Source organism: Mucilaginibacter sp. SG564, assembly GCF_013149275.1.
Taxonomy (GTDB): domain Bacteria; phylum Bacteroidota; class Bacteroidia; order Sphingobacteriales; family Sphingobacteriaceae; genus Mucilaginibacter.
The window spans coordinates 484269-498977 of record NZ_JABGNA010000002.1 but is presented as its reverse complement, the minus strand read 5'-3'; the positions used below and the strand labels follow the sequence as shown (position 1 = coordinate 498977).

The 14709-nt window shown below is 41.7% G+C and carries 15 protein-coding genes; 8 read left to right on the top strand and 7 right to left on the bottom strand.

All coding sequences use genetic code 11. From position 1 onward, the window contains the following. Positions 1-133 precede the first annotated feature (133 nt). The 3 genes from FHW89_RS06740 to FHW89_RS06730 form a co-directional block, all read right to left on the bottom strand. Positions 134-967: a glucosaminidase domain-containing protein gene (locus FHW89_RS06740; protein ID WP_172334250.1), complete on the bottom strand. Its 834-nt coding sequence runs from the start codon at positions 965-967 to the stop codon at positions 134-136. Positions 968-1071: 104 nt separating this feature from the next. Further along, on the bottom strand, positions 1072-1617 hold the full coding sequence (locus tag FHW89_RS06735) for a glycoside hydrolase family 73 protein (RefSeq protein WP_172334249.1): 546 nt from the start codon (positions 1615-1617) through the stop codon (positions 1072-1074). A gap of 3 nt (positions 1618-1620) precedes the next feature. Beyond that, on the bottom strand, positions 1621-2259 hold the full coding sequence (locus FHW89_RS06730) for an O-methyltransferase (RefSeq protein ID WP_172334248.1): 639 nt from the start codon (positions 2257-2259) through the stop codon (positions 1621-1623). A 112-nt stretch (positions 2260-2371) separates the two neighbouring features. Here FHW89_RS06730 and FHW89_RS06725 point away from each other — a divergent pair, with 112 nt between their 5' ends. Then, entirely contained in the window at positions 2372-2761 is a 390-nt protein-coding gene (locus tag FHW89_RS06725; RefSeq protein ID WP_256367763.1) for a GxxExxY protein, read from the top strand. 138 nt (positions 2762-2899) lie between these two features. Here FHW89_RS06725 and ruvX read toward each other — a convergent pair whose 3' ends face one another. Then, positions 2900-3313 (bottom strand): Holliday junction resolvase RuvX, encoded by a 414-nt coding sequence (ruvX, locus tag FHW89_RS06720; protein ID WP_172334246.1) that lies wholly within the window; start codon positions 3311-3313, stop codon positions 2900-2902. Positions 3314-3502: 189 nt separating this feature from the next. On the opposite strand from ruvX, the gene FHW89_RS06715 reads away from it, so the two are divergent. From FHW89_RS06715 to rmuC, 6 genes are all read left to right on the top strand, one after another. Beyond that, a complete protein-coding gene (locus FHW89_RS06715; protein ID WP_172334245.1) occupies positions 3503-4648 on the top strand; it encodes a hypothetical protein in 1146 nt (381 codons plus the stop codon). A gap of 2 nt (positions 4649-4650) precedes the next feature. After that, positions 4651-6066 (top strand): regulatory iron-sulfur-containing complex subunit RicT, encoded by a 1416-nt coding sequence (locus FHW89_RS06710; RefSeq protein ID WP_172334244.1) that lies wholly within the window; start codon positions 4651-4653, stop codon positions 6064-6066. After that, a complete protein-coding gene (locus FHW89_RS06705; protein ID WP_172334243.1) occupies positions 6066-6548 on the top strand; it encodes a gliding motility lipoprotein GldH in 483 nt (160 codons plus the stop codon). The genes FHW89_RS06710 and FHW89_RS06705 overlap by 1 nt, the downstream gene beginning before the upstream one ends. 48 nt (positions 6549-6596) lie before the next feature. Continuing rightward, entirely contained in the window at positions 6597-7739 is a 1143-nt protein-coding gene (locus FHW89_RS06700; protein ID WP_172334242.1) for a hypothetical protein, read from the top strand. Further along, on the top strand, positions 7718-8305 hold the full coding sequence (locus FHW89_RS06695) for a DUF4269 domain-containing protein (protein ID WP_253952183.1): 588 nt from the start codon (positions 7718-7720) through the stop codon (positions 8303-8305). Before FHW89_RS06700 ends, FHW89_RS06695 begins: the two co-directional genes overlap by 22 nt. 96 nt (positions 8306-8401) lie before the next feature. Continuing rightward, positions 8402-9769: a DNA recombination protein RmuC gene (gene rmuC, locus FHW89_RS06690; protein WP_172334241.1), complete on the top strand. Its 1368-nt coding sequence runs from the start codon at positions 8402-8404 to the stop codon at positions 9767-9769. Between the two features lie 121 nt (positions 9770-9890). Here rmuC and FHW89_RS06685 read toward each other — a convergent pair whose 3' ends face one another. From FHW89_RS06685 to nadA, 3 genes are all read right to left on the bottom strand, one after another. Continuing rightward, positions 9891-10319, bottom strand: a complete 429-nt coding sequence (locus FHW89_RS06685) for a hypothetical protein (protein ID WP_172334240.1) — start codon at positions 10317-10319, stop codon at positions 9891-9893. A gap of 6 nt (positions 10320-10325) precedes the next feature. Continuing rightward, complete coding sequence (gene thiL, locus FHW89_RS06680) at positions 10326-11369, bottom strand: thiamine-phosphate kinase (RefSeq protein WP_172334239.1); 1044 nt, start codon at positions 11367-11369, stop codon at positions 10326-10328. A gap of 344 nt (positions 11370-11713) precedes the next feature. Then, positions 11714-12706, bottom strand: a complete 993-nt coding sequence (gene nadA / locus FHW89_RS06675) for a quinolinate synthase NadA (protein ID WP_172334238.1) — start codon at positions 12704-12706, stop codon at positions 11714-11716. 407 nt (positions 12707-13113) lie between these two features. On the opposite strand from nadA, the gene nadB reads away from it, so the two are divergent. Then, complete coding sequence (gene nadB, locus FHW89_RS06670) at positions 13114-14706, top strand: L-aspartate oxidase (RefSeq protein WP_172334237.1); 1593 nt, start codon at positions 13114-13116, stop codon at positions 14704-14706. Positions 14707-14709 lie beyond the last annotated feature (3 nt).

Here is a 14709-nt window from a genome sequence, read left to right as displayed (position 1 = left end):
TTATTTAACAACAATTAACAGCTTTTTGATGGTATCAAGTAGTTAGTATCAAGTATCACGACTTTTGAAAGCGATATCTGTATACTGCAGGAAGGAATCATGATACTTGATACTAACTACTTGATACTCGCAGCTACTTCACCACTACCAATTTTTGGCCAATGGATATGCGGTCATCAGCAATACTGTTCAGCGCCTTTAACTCATCAACTGTTATTCCAAAACGTTTGGATATGTTGTATAGTGTATCGCCTTGCTTAACGGTATATATTTTATCGTCGGGTTTGGTTTTAGCAATGGTATCGGTATCGGCTTTACCTATATTATTATTGATTTGCGTAAGCACACGGTCTTCGCGTTTGATTTTGGCAATTTCTCCTTCAGGGCGATCATACTGGTCAAGATGATAACGCACAATAATATTAATGAGCAGCTCGGGGTATTTGGGGTTGGTGGCATAGCCGCACTGTTTTAGTCCGCGGGCCCAGCCTTCGTAATCATTTTTGTCCAGTTCAAACAGTCGGGCATAGTTTTTACGTTTCAGAAAAGCAGAGTGGTCGCGATAAGAGTCATCGGGGTTATCATATACCCTAAAACATTCATTGTGGCTATCATCGTCTTTATAATAACTTTTCCCTCTCCATTCGCTGGTGCATTTAATACCAAAATGGTTGTTGGCAATTTTGGCCAGGTCGCTATTGCCGCTGCCCGATTCAAATAAACCTTGCGCCAGTGTAATACTTGCCGGTATACCATACTGGTTCATTTCCTGTATGGCTATGCCTTTAAACCGTTCGATATAGGAAAGCGAGGTGTACGACTGATAACTGGCAATAGCGTCCTGGTTTTGCTTTTTGATGGTATTGTTGTTTTGCCGAACCTGCCTGTTAGAGATGGTTTTCTTTTTGGATGAACAGGAAGCAAGGCAAACAGCCGCGACGAGTAGGAGATAGATTTGTTTTTGCATACTATTAAAAAGAGACAAGAATCGAGAGAGTCAGGAATCAAGACGAAGGACCTTTCTTCCATCTTGATTCCTGACTCTCTTAACTCCTGACTCGCAATTCTTTATTAGTTTGTTTCTGCTAATTGAGGCCTTACCTGCTTTACGGAATCCTGTGGTTTTTCGTCAAGATCATGCAGGTCATACTTGCGGATAATGCCCAACACTTGCGAGGCCCATTTGCGGCTGCCGGCATAGCCACTGCGTTGTATGCCTTTGGCCCATCCCAGGTAATCATAATGTGTGAGCGCATCTGCCAGGTGACTGAACTGTTTGCGCTCGGTCATGATACGGGCAAAATCCTGGAAAGAATCCATCACCGAATCATATTTTTTATATGCCGTACGTACTTTTTTATGGCCTTTGTAAAAAACAGCGCCGCCGCCGCCTTTTACGCCAAACTGGTTGTTTAAATGCTGAGCCAGAGTGCTGTTACCGCTGGCTGACTCATGCATGGCCACGCCTAAAACGATACTTGCCGGGATCCCGGTTTCGTGCATAATGCGGATGGCGTCGTCTTTGAATTTTTCTATGTAAGAAGTTGGGGTATTTTTCTGTGCTGAAGCAGCTAATGTTGAGATCAACAATGATGTAATCAGTAAGATTTTTTTCATAATTTATTTTTTTCTGATAACCAACAGCCCATCGCGTACCGGCAGGATCAATTTTTCAACCCTGGGGTCAACAGCTATCTGGTCATTTAGTTTGCGGATGTTCTCGGTATCGGTATCTTTTTCGTCACCGTACACCTTTCCTTTCCACAAAACATTGTCAATTATTATTAATCCTCCGGACCTGACCTTGTCAAAAGTCATTTGAAAGTAAGTAAAATTATTCTTTTTATCCGCATCAATAAACACCAGGTCGAAATTATCTTCCTCTAAATCAGCTATAATGGCCTCTGCCTGGCCAAAATGCAGTTTTATTTTGTTTTCAACATTTGTTGATTTAAAGTGTGAATTGATGATTTCCTCCATCTCGCGGTTCACTTCGATGGTATGCAGAATACCGCCTTCCACCAGGCCTTCGGCTAGGCAAATGGCAGAGTAGCCTGTAAAAGTGCCTATCTCCAGAATCAATTTAGGCTGTACCATTTTGCTCAAAAAACTGAGCAAACGGCCCTGATAATGACCCGACAGCATATGCGGACGGAGCACCTTTAAATGCGTTTCCCGGTTGAGCTTTTGCAACGCTGCCGGCTCGGGATCGCAATGGTCATCTAAGTATGCCTGTAGGCCATGTGGTAGAATATCCATGGAGGCAAAGATAAGGATTTTGTTTTTAATAGAATTTCTGAACCATGGTTTGCTTGATTAGTGTTTTGAACCATGATTAATAGGATTTATTGATTACCTTGATTTTAGTTTATTGATCATTTTTTTATTGCAGCATAAAGAATTAACTGAAAAAATAATTGGGTGTGCCATGAAAGTTCATAATGCCTTAGGGAATGGCTTTCAAGAAGTCATTTATCAGCGGGCATTAGCCATAGAACTATCGAAAGCAGGCTTAGCTTACTCCAGAGAATTGGATATGATCATCTATTATGACGGCATTGAAATAGGCACACGAAGGGTTGACTTTTTTATAGAAGGCTCAATTATGGTAGAACTAAAAGCCATTATCGCTTTAGAAGAAGTACATCTGGCCCAAGCCATGAATTATTTAGAGGCCTACAAAATGGAAATAGGGTTATTGATAAACTTTGGGTCAAAAAGCTTACAATTTAAACGTGTGCATAATAATAAGCTATTGTAATGTTTCTGAACCTTGATTCGCTTGATTGAAGGATTAATAGGATTTTTTTCTCAATCGTGCTAATCAATAAATCCTATTAATCATGCTTCAGATATTATGCAGAGAATCAAGAAATCCCCTAATCATGTAAATCATGGTTCAAAATAATCTACGGTCCATGTAGCTTTGCAGCAATATCACTGCCGATATCGTATCAACCAATTCCTTATTTTGCCGGTTTTTCTTGTTCATGCCGCTTTGGGCGATAGTGGCCGATGCCATTTTGGAGGTAAACCGCTCATCCAGCATTTCGATGGGAACATCCGGAAAGTTCTTTTTAAGCAGGGTTACAAAGCCTTTTACATGCACAGCCGATTGGGAGGGTGTGTTATCCATTTGCTTGGGTTCGCCCACTATAAAGCGCTCTACCTGCTCAGTTTGCAGGTAGTTTTTCAGGTAATCTACGATGTACTGCGGATGTATGGTATCCAGTCCTGTAGCAATAATCTGCAGGGGATCGGTTACCGCGATGCCTATACGTTTGGTACCATAATCAAAAGCCATTACCCTCATAATAGATGTAAGATATGAGATATGAGATGTGATATTTTCATTATGCAAAGGTATAGGATATTCTTTTTAAACTATTGCTATCGCAACAATCAATTAAATAGCTTATTAACAGCCCATTAATTACAAAAAAGCAAGGCAATCTTATATCTCATATCTCATATCTCACATCTAATTCTTATTTTGCACCAAATGCAGTTTAAAGATATAGTTGGACAGGAGGCTGTAAAGCAAAGATTGGTGAACACGGTAGCCGAGAACCGGGTAAGCCACGCGCAGTTATTTTTGGGTCCCGAAGGGTCTGGCAGCCTGGCATTGGCAGTTGCTTACGCGCAGTTTTTATCGTGCGAAAACAAGCAGGCGGATGATTCCTGCGGCGAATGCGCATCATGCCGTAAATATCAAAAGCTGATGCATCCCGATCTGCATTTCTCCTATCCCTTTTTTGCAAAACATAAGGATGATACTGCCCTTACCTTCATTGAGCAGTGGCGCGAAGCTTTCACGGTAAATCCCTACCTGAGCCTTGATGACTGGCGCGGATATCTGGATGCCGAAAACAAGCAGGCCAATATCAATATTGCCGAGTGCCACCAGATCATTAAAAAACTCAGCTTTAAACCTTTTGAATCAGTTTATAAGATCCTGATCCTCTGGCTGCCCGAATACCTGGACAAAGAAGGCAATGCCTTGCTAAAAATTATTGAGGAGCCGCAGCCCAACACACTGTTTATATTGGTAGCGCAAAATCAGGATCAGATCCTGAACACTATCTTGTCGCGCACGCAGCTGGTTAAAATACCCAGCCTAACGTACGACGAAATAAAACAACACCTCCTTACCCAACATAACCAAACCGAGGATGCCGCCGCCGAAATCGCCTACTTAAGCAATGGCAACCTGACCGAGGCCCTGGCCATGCTACAGCAGGACAATAAAGGCTATCACGACCTTTTTGTACAATGGCTGCGCCTTTGCTTTAGCAATAAGGGACTGGAAGTTTTAAGCTTTGTTGATCAGTTTGCCAAAATGGGCCGCGAAAACCAGAAAAACTTTATACGCTACGGCATTAGCTTTATACGCGAGTGCTGCCTGCTGATGGCCGGAGCCGGTAATCTGGTGCACCTGCCCGCAAAAGAGCTGGAAACAGCGCAAAAAATGACCAATGTGCTGAGCATCGAAAAGAGCCAATATATAAGCGATGAGCTCGAAAAAGCACATTATCATGTAGAGCGAAATGCGAACCCTAAAATTTTATTTTTAGATGTATCTTTACAGATTATTAAAATATTAAATTTAAAAACCATCCCTCAGGGGAGTCAATATATACCAAATTAATTATGGGTTGTGGAAGTTGTTCAACAGGTGGCGGATGTTCGCCTGCGGGCTGCAAAAGTAATGGTTCATGCCTTACTAATGGTTGCAGCAAATTAGATGTTTACGATTGGCTTGCCCACATGGACATGCCAACAAACTATAAACCGTTCCCGGTTATTGAAGTAAAATTTAAAGGCTCACGAAAAGAGTTTTTTGTAAATAACGACAATATTTACCTGGAAGCCGGCGAATTGGTGGCTGTAGAAGCAACTACCGGCGGTTATGATATTGGCCATGTATCGTTAACCGGCGAACTGGTGCGCATGCAAATGGTTAAACGCCATGTAAAGGAAGCTGATGTGGTGAAAAAGATATACCGCAAAGCTACCGTAGCCGATGTTGATAAGTGGAAAGCGGCCAAGGATATGGAATGGGAAACCATGCACAAATCGCGCAAGCTGGCCCTTGACCTTAACCTGAGTATGAAACTGAGCGATGTGGATTACCAGGGCGATAAAACCAAAGCCACTTTTTATTATACAGCCGAAGGCCGCGTTGATTTCAGGGAACTGATCAAAAAAATGGCCGAAACGTTCCGGATCCGTATCGAGATGCGGCAGATAGGTATGCGTCAGGAAGCAAGTCGCTTAGGCGGCATTGGTTCATGTGGTCGCGAGTTATGCTGCTCCACTTGGCTTACCGATTTTAAAACCGTATCTACTTCGGCGGCACGTTATCAGAATCTTTCGCTAAACACCTTAAAGCTGGCAGGCCAATGCGGTAAGTTGAAATGCTGCCTCAACTATGAGCTGGACACCTATATGGATGCACTGAAATATATCCCCGATAATGTGAACGTATTGCGTACCGAAAAAGGTGATGCCCGTTTGCAAAAAACGGATATATTTAAAAAGATCATGTGGTTTAGCTATCCCCGCGAAGAATCATGGGTACCATTGCCTATCAGCAAGGTAAAAGAAATTCAGCAGCAAAATAAAGAAGGTATTATCCCTGCCGATCTGGGCGAACTGGTGGAGGTAGAAACCCAATCAGCAAAAGTGCTTGATTATGAAAATGTGGTTGGCCAGGATAGTTTAACCCGTTTGGACGAACGCCGCAACAACAATAAAAAGAAAAATAATAACCGGAACCGCAATAATAAAGACCGTAAAGACGGGAACTCTGCTCCGGAGAATCGTGGCGGTAATCAACCACGCCCGCAAGGTGCTGCGCCATCGACAGACAAACCGGAACAACAACAACCTAACAGACCGGCTAATAAACCACAACAGCAAGGAAACAACAGACCACCACAACAACAGCCACAGGCCCAGGGAGGCGACAAACCCGCGCAGGAAAACCGCAACCGGAACCACAGACGCCGACCAAATCGTCCAAATAAAAACAATAATAATCCACCTCCGGACAATAAAGCATAATGAAACGGGTTCTGAATTCCTTTTGCGTAGTAACAGGTATTTTGCTGATCGCCATATTAGCCGGCTGTTCTGATGCCAACTTGGTTGTGGATAATAATACTCCCCTTGCCGATCATAACTGGAGCTATGTAAACAGGGTTAAATTTGATTGCAAAATTGACGACGATGCCGTGGCCTATAACCTATACCTGAATTTACGGGTTACCGACAATTATAAGTACTCCAACCTGTTTGTGCTTATCTACGAAACATCGCCAGATAAGCGGGTAAAAGTTACCCGCTACGAAGTAAAGCTTGCCGGTCGCGATGGTGAATGGTTTGGTAAAGGATCGGGCAATTTGTACAGCTACCAGGTACCATTTAAAACAGGCGTAAAGTTTCCGGCCAAAGGCAATTATCACTTTGAGATAGAACAAAACATGCGCGACAATCCCCTGCATGAGGTCAGCGATGTGGGTTTAAGGGTAGAGAAATCAAAGTAAGTACTCCGCTTATTTTACTATCTTGTTCTACCTAATTATCGCATTACCATGAATCAGGAATTTCCGGTATCAACCGGGTACAAAATATTTTATGGAGTTATTGCGCTTGGCATGATCGGCCTTGGCGCTTTTTTACTCACCACGCCAACTCCTGGCAGCGCAGCCATATATCTTTTTCCTCTGTTTTTCATTATCGGCGGCATTATATTGGTGGCGGATAAATTAAAAAGCAATATCTCTATCTACCCAGACAGCTTTGTACAAACCGGCTTATTCAAAACCAAAAGCATTGCCCTTACCGATATCAAAGGTTTCAGGATAGAGAGCAAAGTGTTTTACATAGAGTCGGCTACTTCAAAAATGACCGTACGCAGCTATTCGGAACTTGCCGATTATCGGGAGTTATTACTGTGGCTCAGGGAAAATTACCAGGATTTGGTCGCTGCAGATTATAAAGCCGACCTTCAAAAAATTCTGACAGATCAATCTTTGGGTTATACTGAGGAGGACCGGAAAGCTGCACTTAAAAAAGCAAAAATCATTTCTTTTACCTATAATATATTGGGGGTTGTCCTTTTCCTTATAAATTTTTTAGTTGGTCATGATGCCTTTTACGAGGGCTTGCTTATTATGTATCCGATCATAAGCATTTTCATATTATTCACCGGCAAGGGACTTATCTATTTTTACATTAATAAACAAAGCCCTTATTACAGCATCTGTTTCGGAGCTTTTGCAGCCATCGTGGCCATGTTTATTAAATCTATGGATAACTATTACCTGTTGCCATCGGGCCATACCTTACCTGCTTTTTTAATTATTTGTGTTGTTTTTTTCCTCGCCTTAAAATTTGCTAATTCGGAAAAGGCCGCTACTGCGATGGGGCTCGCTTCCATATTTTTGTTTTTGGCAACAAGCCTGGCATATGGTTTTTGTACTTTCAGACTGATCAATTGCTCATTTGACAAATCTTCTGACAAGGAATTCCACGCGTCTGTTATTAATCACAACATCACCCATAGCAAAGGCACACATTATCACCTGGTAATAGGTCCATGGGGGCCGCAAAGGGATATAGAAAGTATTGATGTTTCCCAATTCGAATATTTTCAGGACACCATCGGATCAACGGTAAATGTTCATTTGAAAAAGGGCTTGCTGAGCATCCCATGGTATACCATTTCGAAATAGCCCATCGTATGCACGTGCCTGTAGAACAATTCCATAATTTAACCTACTTAAGCGCTGGCAACACCCGCCAACAGGCCGCCTATAACCTACTTTTGGAATACGATGTGTTTGGCATTCTGCAACCATTCGACCCTGTTTTGGCCGGTACTATTCCTATTAATATCGATATAGAAAACAGCGACCTGGATATCATTTGTTGTTTTAACGATAAAGCCGATTTCAAAAATGCAGTAATCTTAGCCTTTTCAGGTTTTGAAAATTTCAGCCTATTAGATACCATTATAAATCAACAGGAAACCATCGTCGCTAATTTTTCCGTTGATGGTTGGCCTGTAGAGGTTTTTGGTCAATATATTCCCACCCGGCAACAAAACGCCTACCGGCATATGATTGTAGAGTATCTGCTGTTGGAGCATCACGGCGAATCGTTCAGGCAAGAGGTAGTTGAGCTCAAAAAGCAGGGTTACAAAACCGAACCCGCCTTTGCCAGGTTACTTGGATTAAGCGGCGATCCCTATCTGGAATTACTAAAACCCGATTTGATCAATCAGCTTAAAACCAAATAAAAAGCCATTATCGAGTACTCCGAAATACCAGGTTAAGTATATTTTATTTTGAAATGCTAAAATTATTATCATATTTTTACTAATATTTTTATCAATATGAGTAATGATATTTTATTAGTTGTTTCCCTGGCGATACTTTTCCTTGCTGTTTTTTTGTTTTTGAAGAAGCCTAAAACGATTGAACTGATATCGGCAGAAGAGTTGAACCGGCTCCGCACCGAGCAGGATCTGCTTAAAATTAACCTGGCCAGGGCCGAAGAAAAAGGCAATGTCATATCTATAGAAAAGGAAAATATCATCCAGTTATTGAAGGACGAAAAAACCCGGCTGCTTGATGAATTGTTATTTGAGCGCAGCCAATTGGCCCAGGCCAACAAGGAATTAGAAAACACCAAAGCTTACCATCAGTCGCAGCAGGAAAAACTACAGGAACAAAAGATAGAGGTAGAACAGATCCGTACACAATTCCAACGTGAGTTTGAAAATGTGGCCGAAAAGCTGCTGAAAGAAAAATCGAAGGAGTTTGTGGACGTAAACCGTGCCAACCTGGATACGATCCTCAACCCGCTCAAGGAAAACCTGAAAGCTTTTGAGGATAAGGTAGAAAAGGTTTATAATATGGAAGCGGCAGAACGCAATACACTGAAAGGCGTAATCACCCAGCTGATGGACCTGAACAAGCAGATCAGCGATGAAGCGCAGAACCTGACCAAAGCGCTCAAAGGCGACAACAAAAAGCAAGGCAACTGGGGCGAAGTGATCCTGGAGCGGGTGCTGGAACGATCGGGCCTGGTACGCGATCAGGAATACCGTGTACAAGCCGCTATGCAAACTACAGATGGGACCCGTTACCAGCCCGACGTAATTATTGACCTGCCTGATGACAAGCACCTGGTGATCGACTCCAAAGTGTCGCTGATCGCTTATGAACGCCTGGTTAACGCCGATACAGAGGAAGACCGGAAACTTTTTGCCAAGGCACACATCGAATCCATCCGTAACCATATCGGTGGTTTATCCTCCAAAAAATATCACGATCTGTACAAGATCAACTCGCCCGATTTTGTACTTCTTTTTGTTCCCATAGAGTCATCTTTCAGTATAGCCGTGCAGTTGGATGGCGAGCTGTTCAATTATGCCTGGGACAAAAAAGTGGTGATCGTGAGCCCGTCAACATTACTGGCTACGCTGCGTACCATTGCCAGTATGTGGAAACAGGAACGCCAAAACCGAAACGTATTGGAAATTGCCCGTCTGAGTGGTGATATGTATGATAAATTTGTGGGGTTCCTGGGCGATATGGATAGCATAGGCCGTAACATCAACCAGACCCAAAGCGCCTATAATACGGCTCTGAACAAGCTATCGGAAGGCCGCGGAAATTTAACAACTACTGCGGAGAAGATTAAAAAGTTAGGTGCAAAGGCTGATAAACAGATCGATCAGAAGTTTATAGGGGAGTAGCCGATAAAAGCTATAACTTATTTGTCATCCTGAGGAACGAAGAATCTATTAATGAACTATGCCCACAGAATAGATAGATGCTTCACTTTCGTTCAGCATGACAAAACGAGAGAAAAAGCGCCTAAGTAGTCACATCTTCCCTTTGCTCATTAAACCAAACATTAGCCGCTTTAGAGAATAACAGCCGCAAGGCTAACAGTTCAATAATAATCTCGATGGCGTATAGCACGATAACCAGGACAGTTAATTTTTCTTTTACACCCTGACTTAGTAACTGGGCCAAAGTAAAACCGAAGGAGAGCAGGTTAAAAAGCACAAACAAAATCATCAGTATCCGGGCCCATTTTTTACCTGCCGATATAGCAGTGATCACTGCACTGATCACAATAAAAACAACAAGAAAGGGAATGATGCCGATGCCATCGAGCCAATCGGTGATCATGGACAGGATAAACCCGATATACAACAACATCACCGCGGTGGCTACCTGCTTTGGCTTATCGTTATCCGGATCCTGTCCGTTGAGTTTTTTGAAGATACTATTGAACATGCCTTATCAATCTTTTTTAAAGGCATTCCATCCCTGTGCTTTCAGGGCATGTACATTACCTGTTTTGGTAATGAGGTTACAGCCCGCTGAAGCTTCGGTGATATGTCCGATGATGGTGATATCCATCTTGAACTTAATCTTGTCGTAATCGGCTTGTTTTACGGTAAAAAGCAGTTCATAGTCTTCGCCACCGCTTAGTGCGCATACTGTAGGGTCGAGGTTAAATTCACGGGCGGTTTCATAGGTCATCGGGTCAAGCGGGATCTTGTCTTCGTACAGGTTACAGCCTTTGTCGCTTTGTTTACAAATGTGTAATATCTCGGATGCGAGGCCATCAGATACATCAATCATGGCTGTTGGTTTTACATCAATGCTTTTCAACAGTTCCACAATATCGCGACGGGCTTCGGGTTTTAGCTGACGCTCCACGATATAATCCTTGCCTTCCAGATCGGGCTGAACCTGCGGATTTTCCAGGTAGATCAGTTTTTCGCGTTCCAACAGCTGTAAACCAACATATGCGCCACCTAAATCGCCCGATACACAGATCAGGTCGCCTTCACCTGCGGTATTACGATAAGTAACATCTGCTTCCTCCGCATAACCGATAGACGTTACACTGATCACCAAACCCTGTTTTGACGAGGTGGTATCACCGCCAACCAAGTCGACATTATATTTTTCACAGGCGATATAAATACCTTCATAGAGTTCTTCAATGGCTTCCAACGGGAACTTACTCGACATGCCGATGGATACCGTAACCTGCGAAGCGGTACCATTCATGGCGTAAATATCGCTCAGGTTTACCTGTATAGCCTTGTAGCCTAAGTGTTTTAGAGGAGTATAAGCCAGATCAAAGTGGATTCCTTCCAGTAACATATCGGTGCTGACCAAAACCTTTTTACCCGTAAAGTCCAATACAGCAGCATCGTCACCGACACCTTTCACCGTGCTTTGCTGAGTTAGTTTGATGTTTTTTGTCAGATGACCTATCAGGCCAAATTCTCCTAAGTCTTCTAAATTCGTCCTGTCCTGGTTTTCAAACATTTTTTCTTAAATATGATAATCTGCAAAAATACTAAAATTCGACCACCTGTAAATTTCTTAGTGTTGGTAATTAGCACATACAGCTCAAAAATTTTCGAGCCGTCGCAAAACCCACATGATGTCTTTCGCCGAAGGCGGAAAAATTTTTTGAGATTTTAAGCTCAATACACATTGTACTTTACAGGTTCTTTCCTTTATGCCTCCTACCGCCGAAGGCGGGAAATTTTTGACCGATTTTAGGCTATCAGACAAATCCGCCCGGCAGCAGCACAAACCCATTATATCCGCCAAAGTCGGGAAAAAATTTTTTGGATTTTTAGCCTCTTAACAAAACTAATTCCTTTTTATAAGCCCAATTGTGCCGATATTTCCAGCATCCGTTCAATTGGTTTTACAGCGCGTTCAATGATATGCTCAGGCACGGTAATTTCCGGTGATCCGTTTTTTAAACACAGGTATAATTTCTCCAATGTGTTCCTTTTCATATGCGGACAATCGTTACAAGCACAATTATTATTTGGCGGCGCCGGAATAAATGTTTTATCTGGGTTTTCTTTTTGCATCTGGTGTAATATCCCTGCTTCGGTTGCTACTATAAATTCTTTATCCGGATGGCTGCCTGCATATTTTAATATCCCGGTTGTTGAGCCTATATAATCGGCCATTTGCAATATAACTTCCTCGCATTCAGGATGTGCCAGTAATTTTGCATTGGGGTATCTTTCCTTGAGTTTGGTTATCTTTTCCCTCGAGAAAATTTCATGAACCATACAGGCTCCATTCCACAATACCAGGTCGCGTCCTGTTTTTTTAGCCACATAAGCACCCAGGTTTTTATCCGGCCCAAATATGATCTTTTGATCTTTTGGCAAACTCTCTACAATGGCTACCGCGTTACTTGATGTACAAACAATATCACTTAAAGCTTTCAGTTCAGCAGTACAGTTTACATAAGTGATCACCAGGTGATCCGGATAGTTTTCCTTAAACTTTTTAAATAAATGGGGTGGGCAACTATCTGCTAATGAACAACCTGCCTTTAAGTCGGGTAATAAAACTTTTTTGTTTGGTGAAAGTATTTTGGCGGTTTCGGCCATGAAGTGTACCCCGGCGAAAACGATGATATCGGCGTCAGTTTTCGCGGCTTGTTGTGATAGCCCCAAACTGTCTCCAATATAATCCGCAATATCCTGGATATCGGGTTCCTGGTAATAATGAGCCAAAATAACTGCATTTTTTTCCTTTTTAAGTTTTTCAATCTCATCAAAAAGATCCAAGGTGGGGTCGATGTATTCGTCCACAAATCCTTTCACATTTAATTCTTCGAAGATATCCATTTCAACATTTCAATTAATAACAACTAATTTTTTATATAAATAAAACTATTGTTTATTGGTGTGTTAGTATTGTGCAAAAGTCGTGATATATTTTGTTTCATTAATTAGTTTTCACATTTTACTAACAGTTTTCCACATCTTTTGATATTATATTTGATTGATTTTGTGATTCGTATGACAATCAAATTTTATGTAAAAAAGTTTTATGTTAATATTTTGTGAGTGGGGAAAATGTTAGCTATATGACTTTAGTACCTCAAAAGTCGCTCAAAAATTATTCATATTAGCATCAAAAATGGGAGTTATCCACGAGTTGATTATTTATTAGCTATTTGTTTACATGAAATTAACAGGTTTTATACCTGTTGTTAACACTAATTATACTTTTACACAATTTACACATAAATATGACCAAAACTGTTGATTTTCTGGTTGTGGGTTCCGGTATTGCCGGATTGAGTTTTGCGCTGAAAGCTGCAAAGCATGGTAAGGTTCTGATAGTTACAAAATCAAACGAAGATGAATCAAACACTAAGTATGCCCAGGGCGGCGTTGCGGTGGTTGTGGATAAAAAAGAAGATTCTTTTGAAAAACATATAGAAGACACCTTAATATCGGGTGATGGTCTTTGCGACAAGGAAGTTGTGGAAGCCGTTGTTAAAGAAGGTCCGGCCCGCATCAATGAAATTATTGATTACGGAACGAATTTCGACAAGACAAACGAAGGCTTTTATGACCTGGCCAAAGAGGGTGGACATTCCGAATTTAGGGTGTTGCATTATAAAGATGTAACTGGTTGGGAGATAGAACGTTCTCTTTTGGAAGAGATTCATAAGAACCCCAATATCGAGATATTAACACATTATTTCGCGGTTGATTTGATCACACAACATCATTTGGGCGAGCTGGTTGGCAAATCCAGTACCGATATTACCTGCTATGGTATTTATGCTTTCAACACCGAAAGTAATATTGTGGAGAAGATCTTATCCAAAGTGACGGTGATGGCTTCGGGTGGTGCCGGTCATATTTATGCGGTAACCACTAATCCAACCATTGCTACCGGTGATGGTGTGGCGATGGTTTACAGGGCCAAAGGAAAAGTAAGGAATATGGAGTTTATACAATTTCATCCTACGGCTTTATATAATCCGGGCGAGTATCCTTCCTTTCTGATATCAGAAGCAGTACGCGGTTTTGGTGGTGTGTTAAGGCGTACCAATGGCGAAGAGTTTATGCAGGAGTATGATGAGCGTAAATCATTAGCTCCGCGAGATATTACAGCACGTGCTATTGATGCGGAGATCAAAAAATCGGGTGAGGATTTTGTTTACCTCGATATCAGGCATCGCAGTAAAAAGGATATTTTGAATCATTTCCCTAATATATACGCCAAATGTCTGGAGATAGGTATTGATATGACCAAGGATATGATACCGGTAGCGCCGGCATGTCATTATATGTGTGGTGGTATTATGGTTAACCATGTGGGGCAGTCATCTATACTACGTTTATATGCTTGTGGTGAGTGTTCATCAACAGGATTGCATGGAGCTAACCGGTTGGCTTCCAATTCCTTATTAGAAGCTTTGGTTTTCGCACACCGTATATATGAAGACGCGGTAAGTAAATTTGAAGCTTTTGTTATACCCGATAATATCCCCGATTGGGATGAAAAGGGGGTACAGTTATCAAATGAGGATATCCTGGTAACACATAATGTACGCGAAATGCAGAAACTGATGAATGACTATGTAGGTATCGTCCGTTCTGATTTCAGGCTGGAAAGAGCTTTACGTCGTTTAGGTTTATTATATGAAGAAACTGAATCTTTTTATAAGAAAACAAAGCTATCGGTAAAGCTTTGCGAGTTGCGTAATTTAATACAAGTATCGTTTATTGTAGTAAAATCGGCAATGCTAAGAAAAGAGAGTAGGGGATTACATTATACTACGGATTATCCTGTGCATGCAGAAAAAGTAGAAGATACGGTTTTTTAAAAT

Bases quoted from the DNA above. Each gene is read 5' to 3' on its own strand.
- FHW89_RS06740 (WP_172334250.1), bottom strand. From the start codon at position 967: ATGCAAAAACAAATCTATCTCCTACTCGTCGCGGCTGTTTGCCTTGCT.
- FHW89_RS06735 (WP_172334249.1), bottom strand. From the start codon at position 1,617: ATGAAAAAAATCTTACTGATTACATCATTGTTGATCTCAACATTAGCT.
- FHW89_RS06730 (WP_172334248.1), bottom strand. From the start codon at position 2,259: ATGGATATTCTACCACATGGCCTACAGGCATACTTAGATGACCATTGC.
- ruvX (WP_172334246.1), bottom strand. From the start codon at position 3,313: ATGAGGGTAATGGCTTTTGATTATGGTACCAAACGTATAGGCATCGCG.
- FHW89_RS06715 (WP_172334245.1), top strand. From the start codon at position 3,503: ATGCAGTTTAAAGATATAGTTGGACAGGAGGCTGTAAAGCAAAGATTG.
- FHW89_RS06710 (WP_172334244.1), top strand. From the start codon at position 4,651: ATGGGTTGTGGAAGTTGTTCAACAGGTGGCGGATGTTCGCCTGCGGGC.
- FHW89_RS06705 (WP_172334243.1), top strand. From the start codon at position 6,066: ATGAAACGGGTTCTGAATTCCTTTTGCGTAGTAACAGGTATTTTGCTG.
- FHW89_RS06700 (WP_172334242.1), top strand. From the start codon at position 6,597: ATGAATCAGGAATTTCCGGTATCAACCGGGTACAAAATATTTTATGGA.
- FHW89_RS06695 (WP_253952183.1), top strand. From the start codon at position 7,718: ATGGTATACCATTTCGAAATAGCCCATCGTATGCACGTGCCTGTAGAA.
- rmuC (WP_172334241.1), top strand. From the start codon at position 8,402: ATGAGTAATGATATTTTATTAGTTGTTTCCCTGGCGATACTTTTCCTT.
- FHW89_RS06685 (WP_172334240.1), bottom strand. From the start codon at position 10,319: ATGTTCAATAGTATCTTCAAAAAACTCAACGGACAGGATCCGGATAAC.
- thiL (WP_172334239.1), bottom strand. From the start codon at position 11,369: ATGTTTGAAAACCAGGACAGGACGAATTTAGAAGACTTAGGAGAATTT.
- nadA (WP_172334238.1), bottom strand. From the start codon at position 12,706: ATGGATATCTTCGAAGAATTAAATGTGAAAGGATTTGTGGACGAATAC.
- nadB (WP_172334237.1), top strand. From the start codon at position 13,114: ATGACCAAAACTGTTGATTTTCTGGTTGTGGGTTCCGGTATTGCCGGA.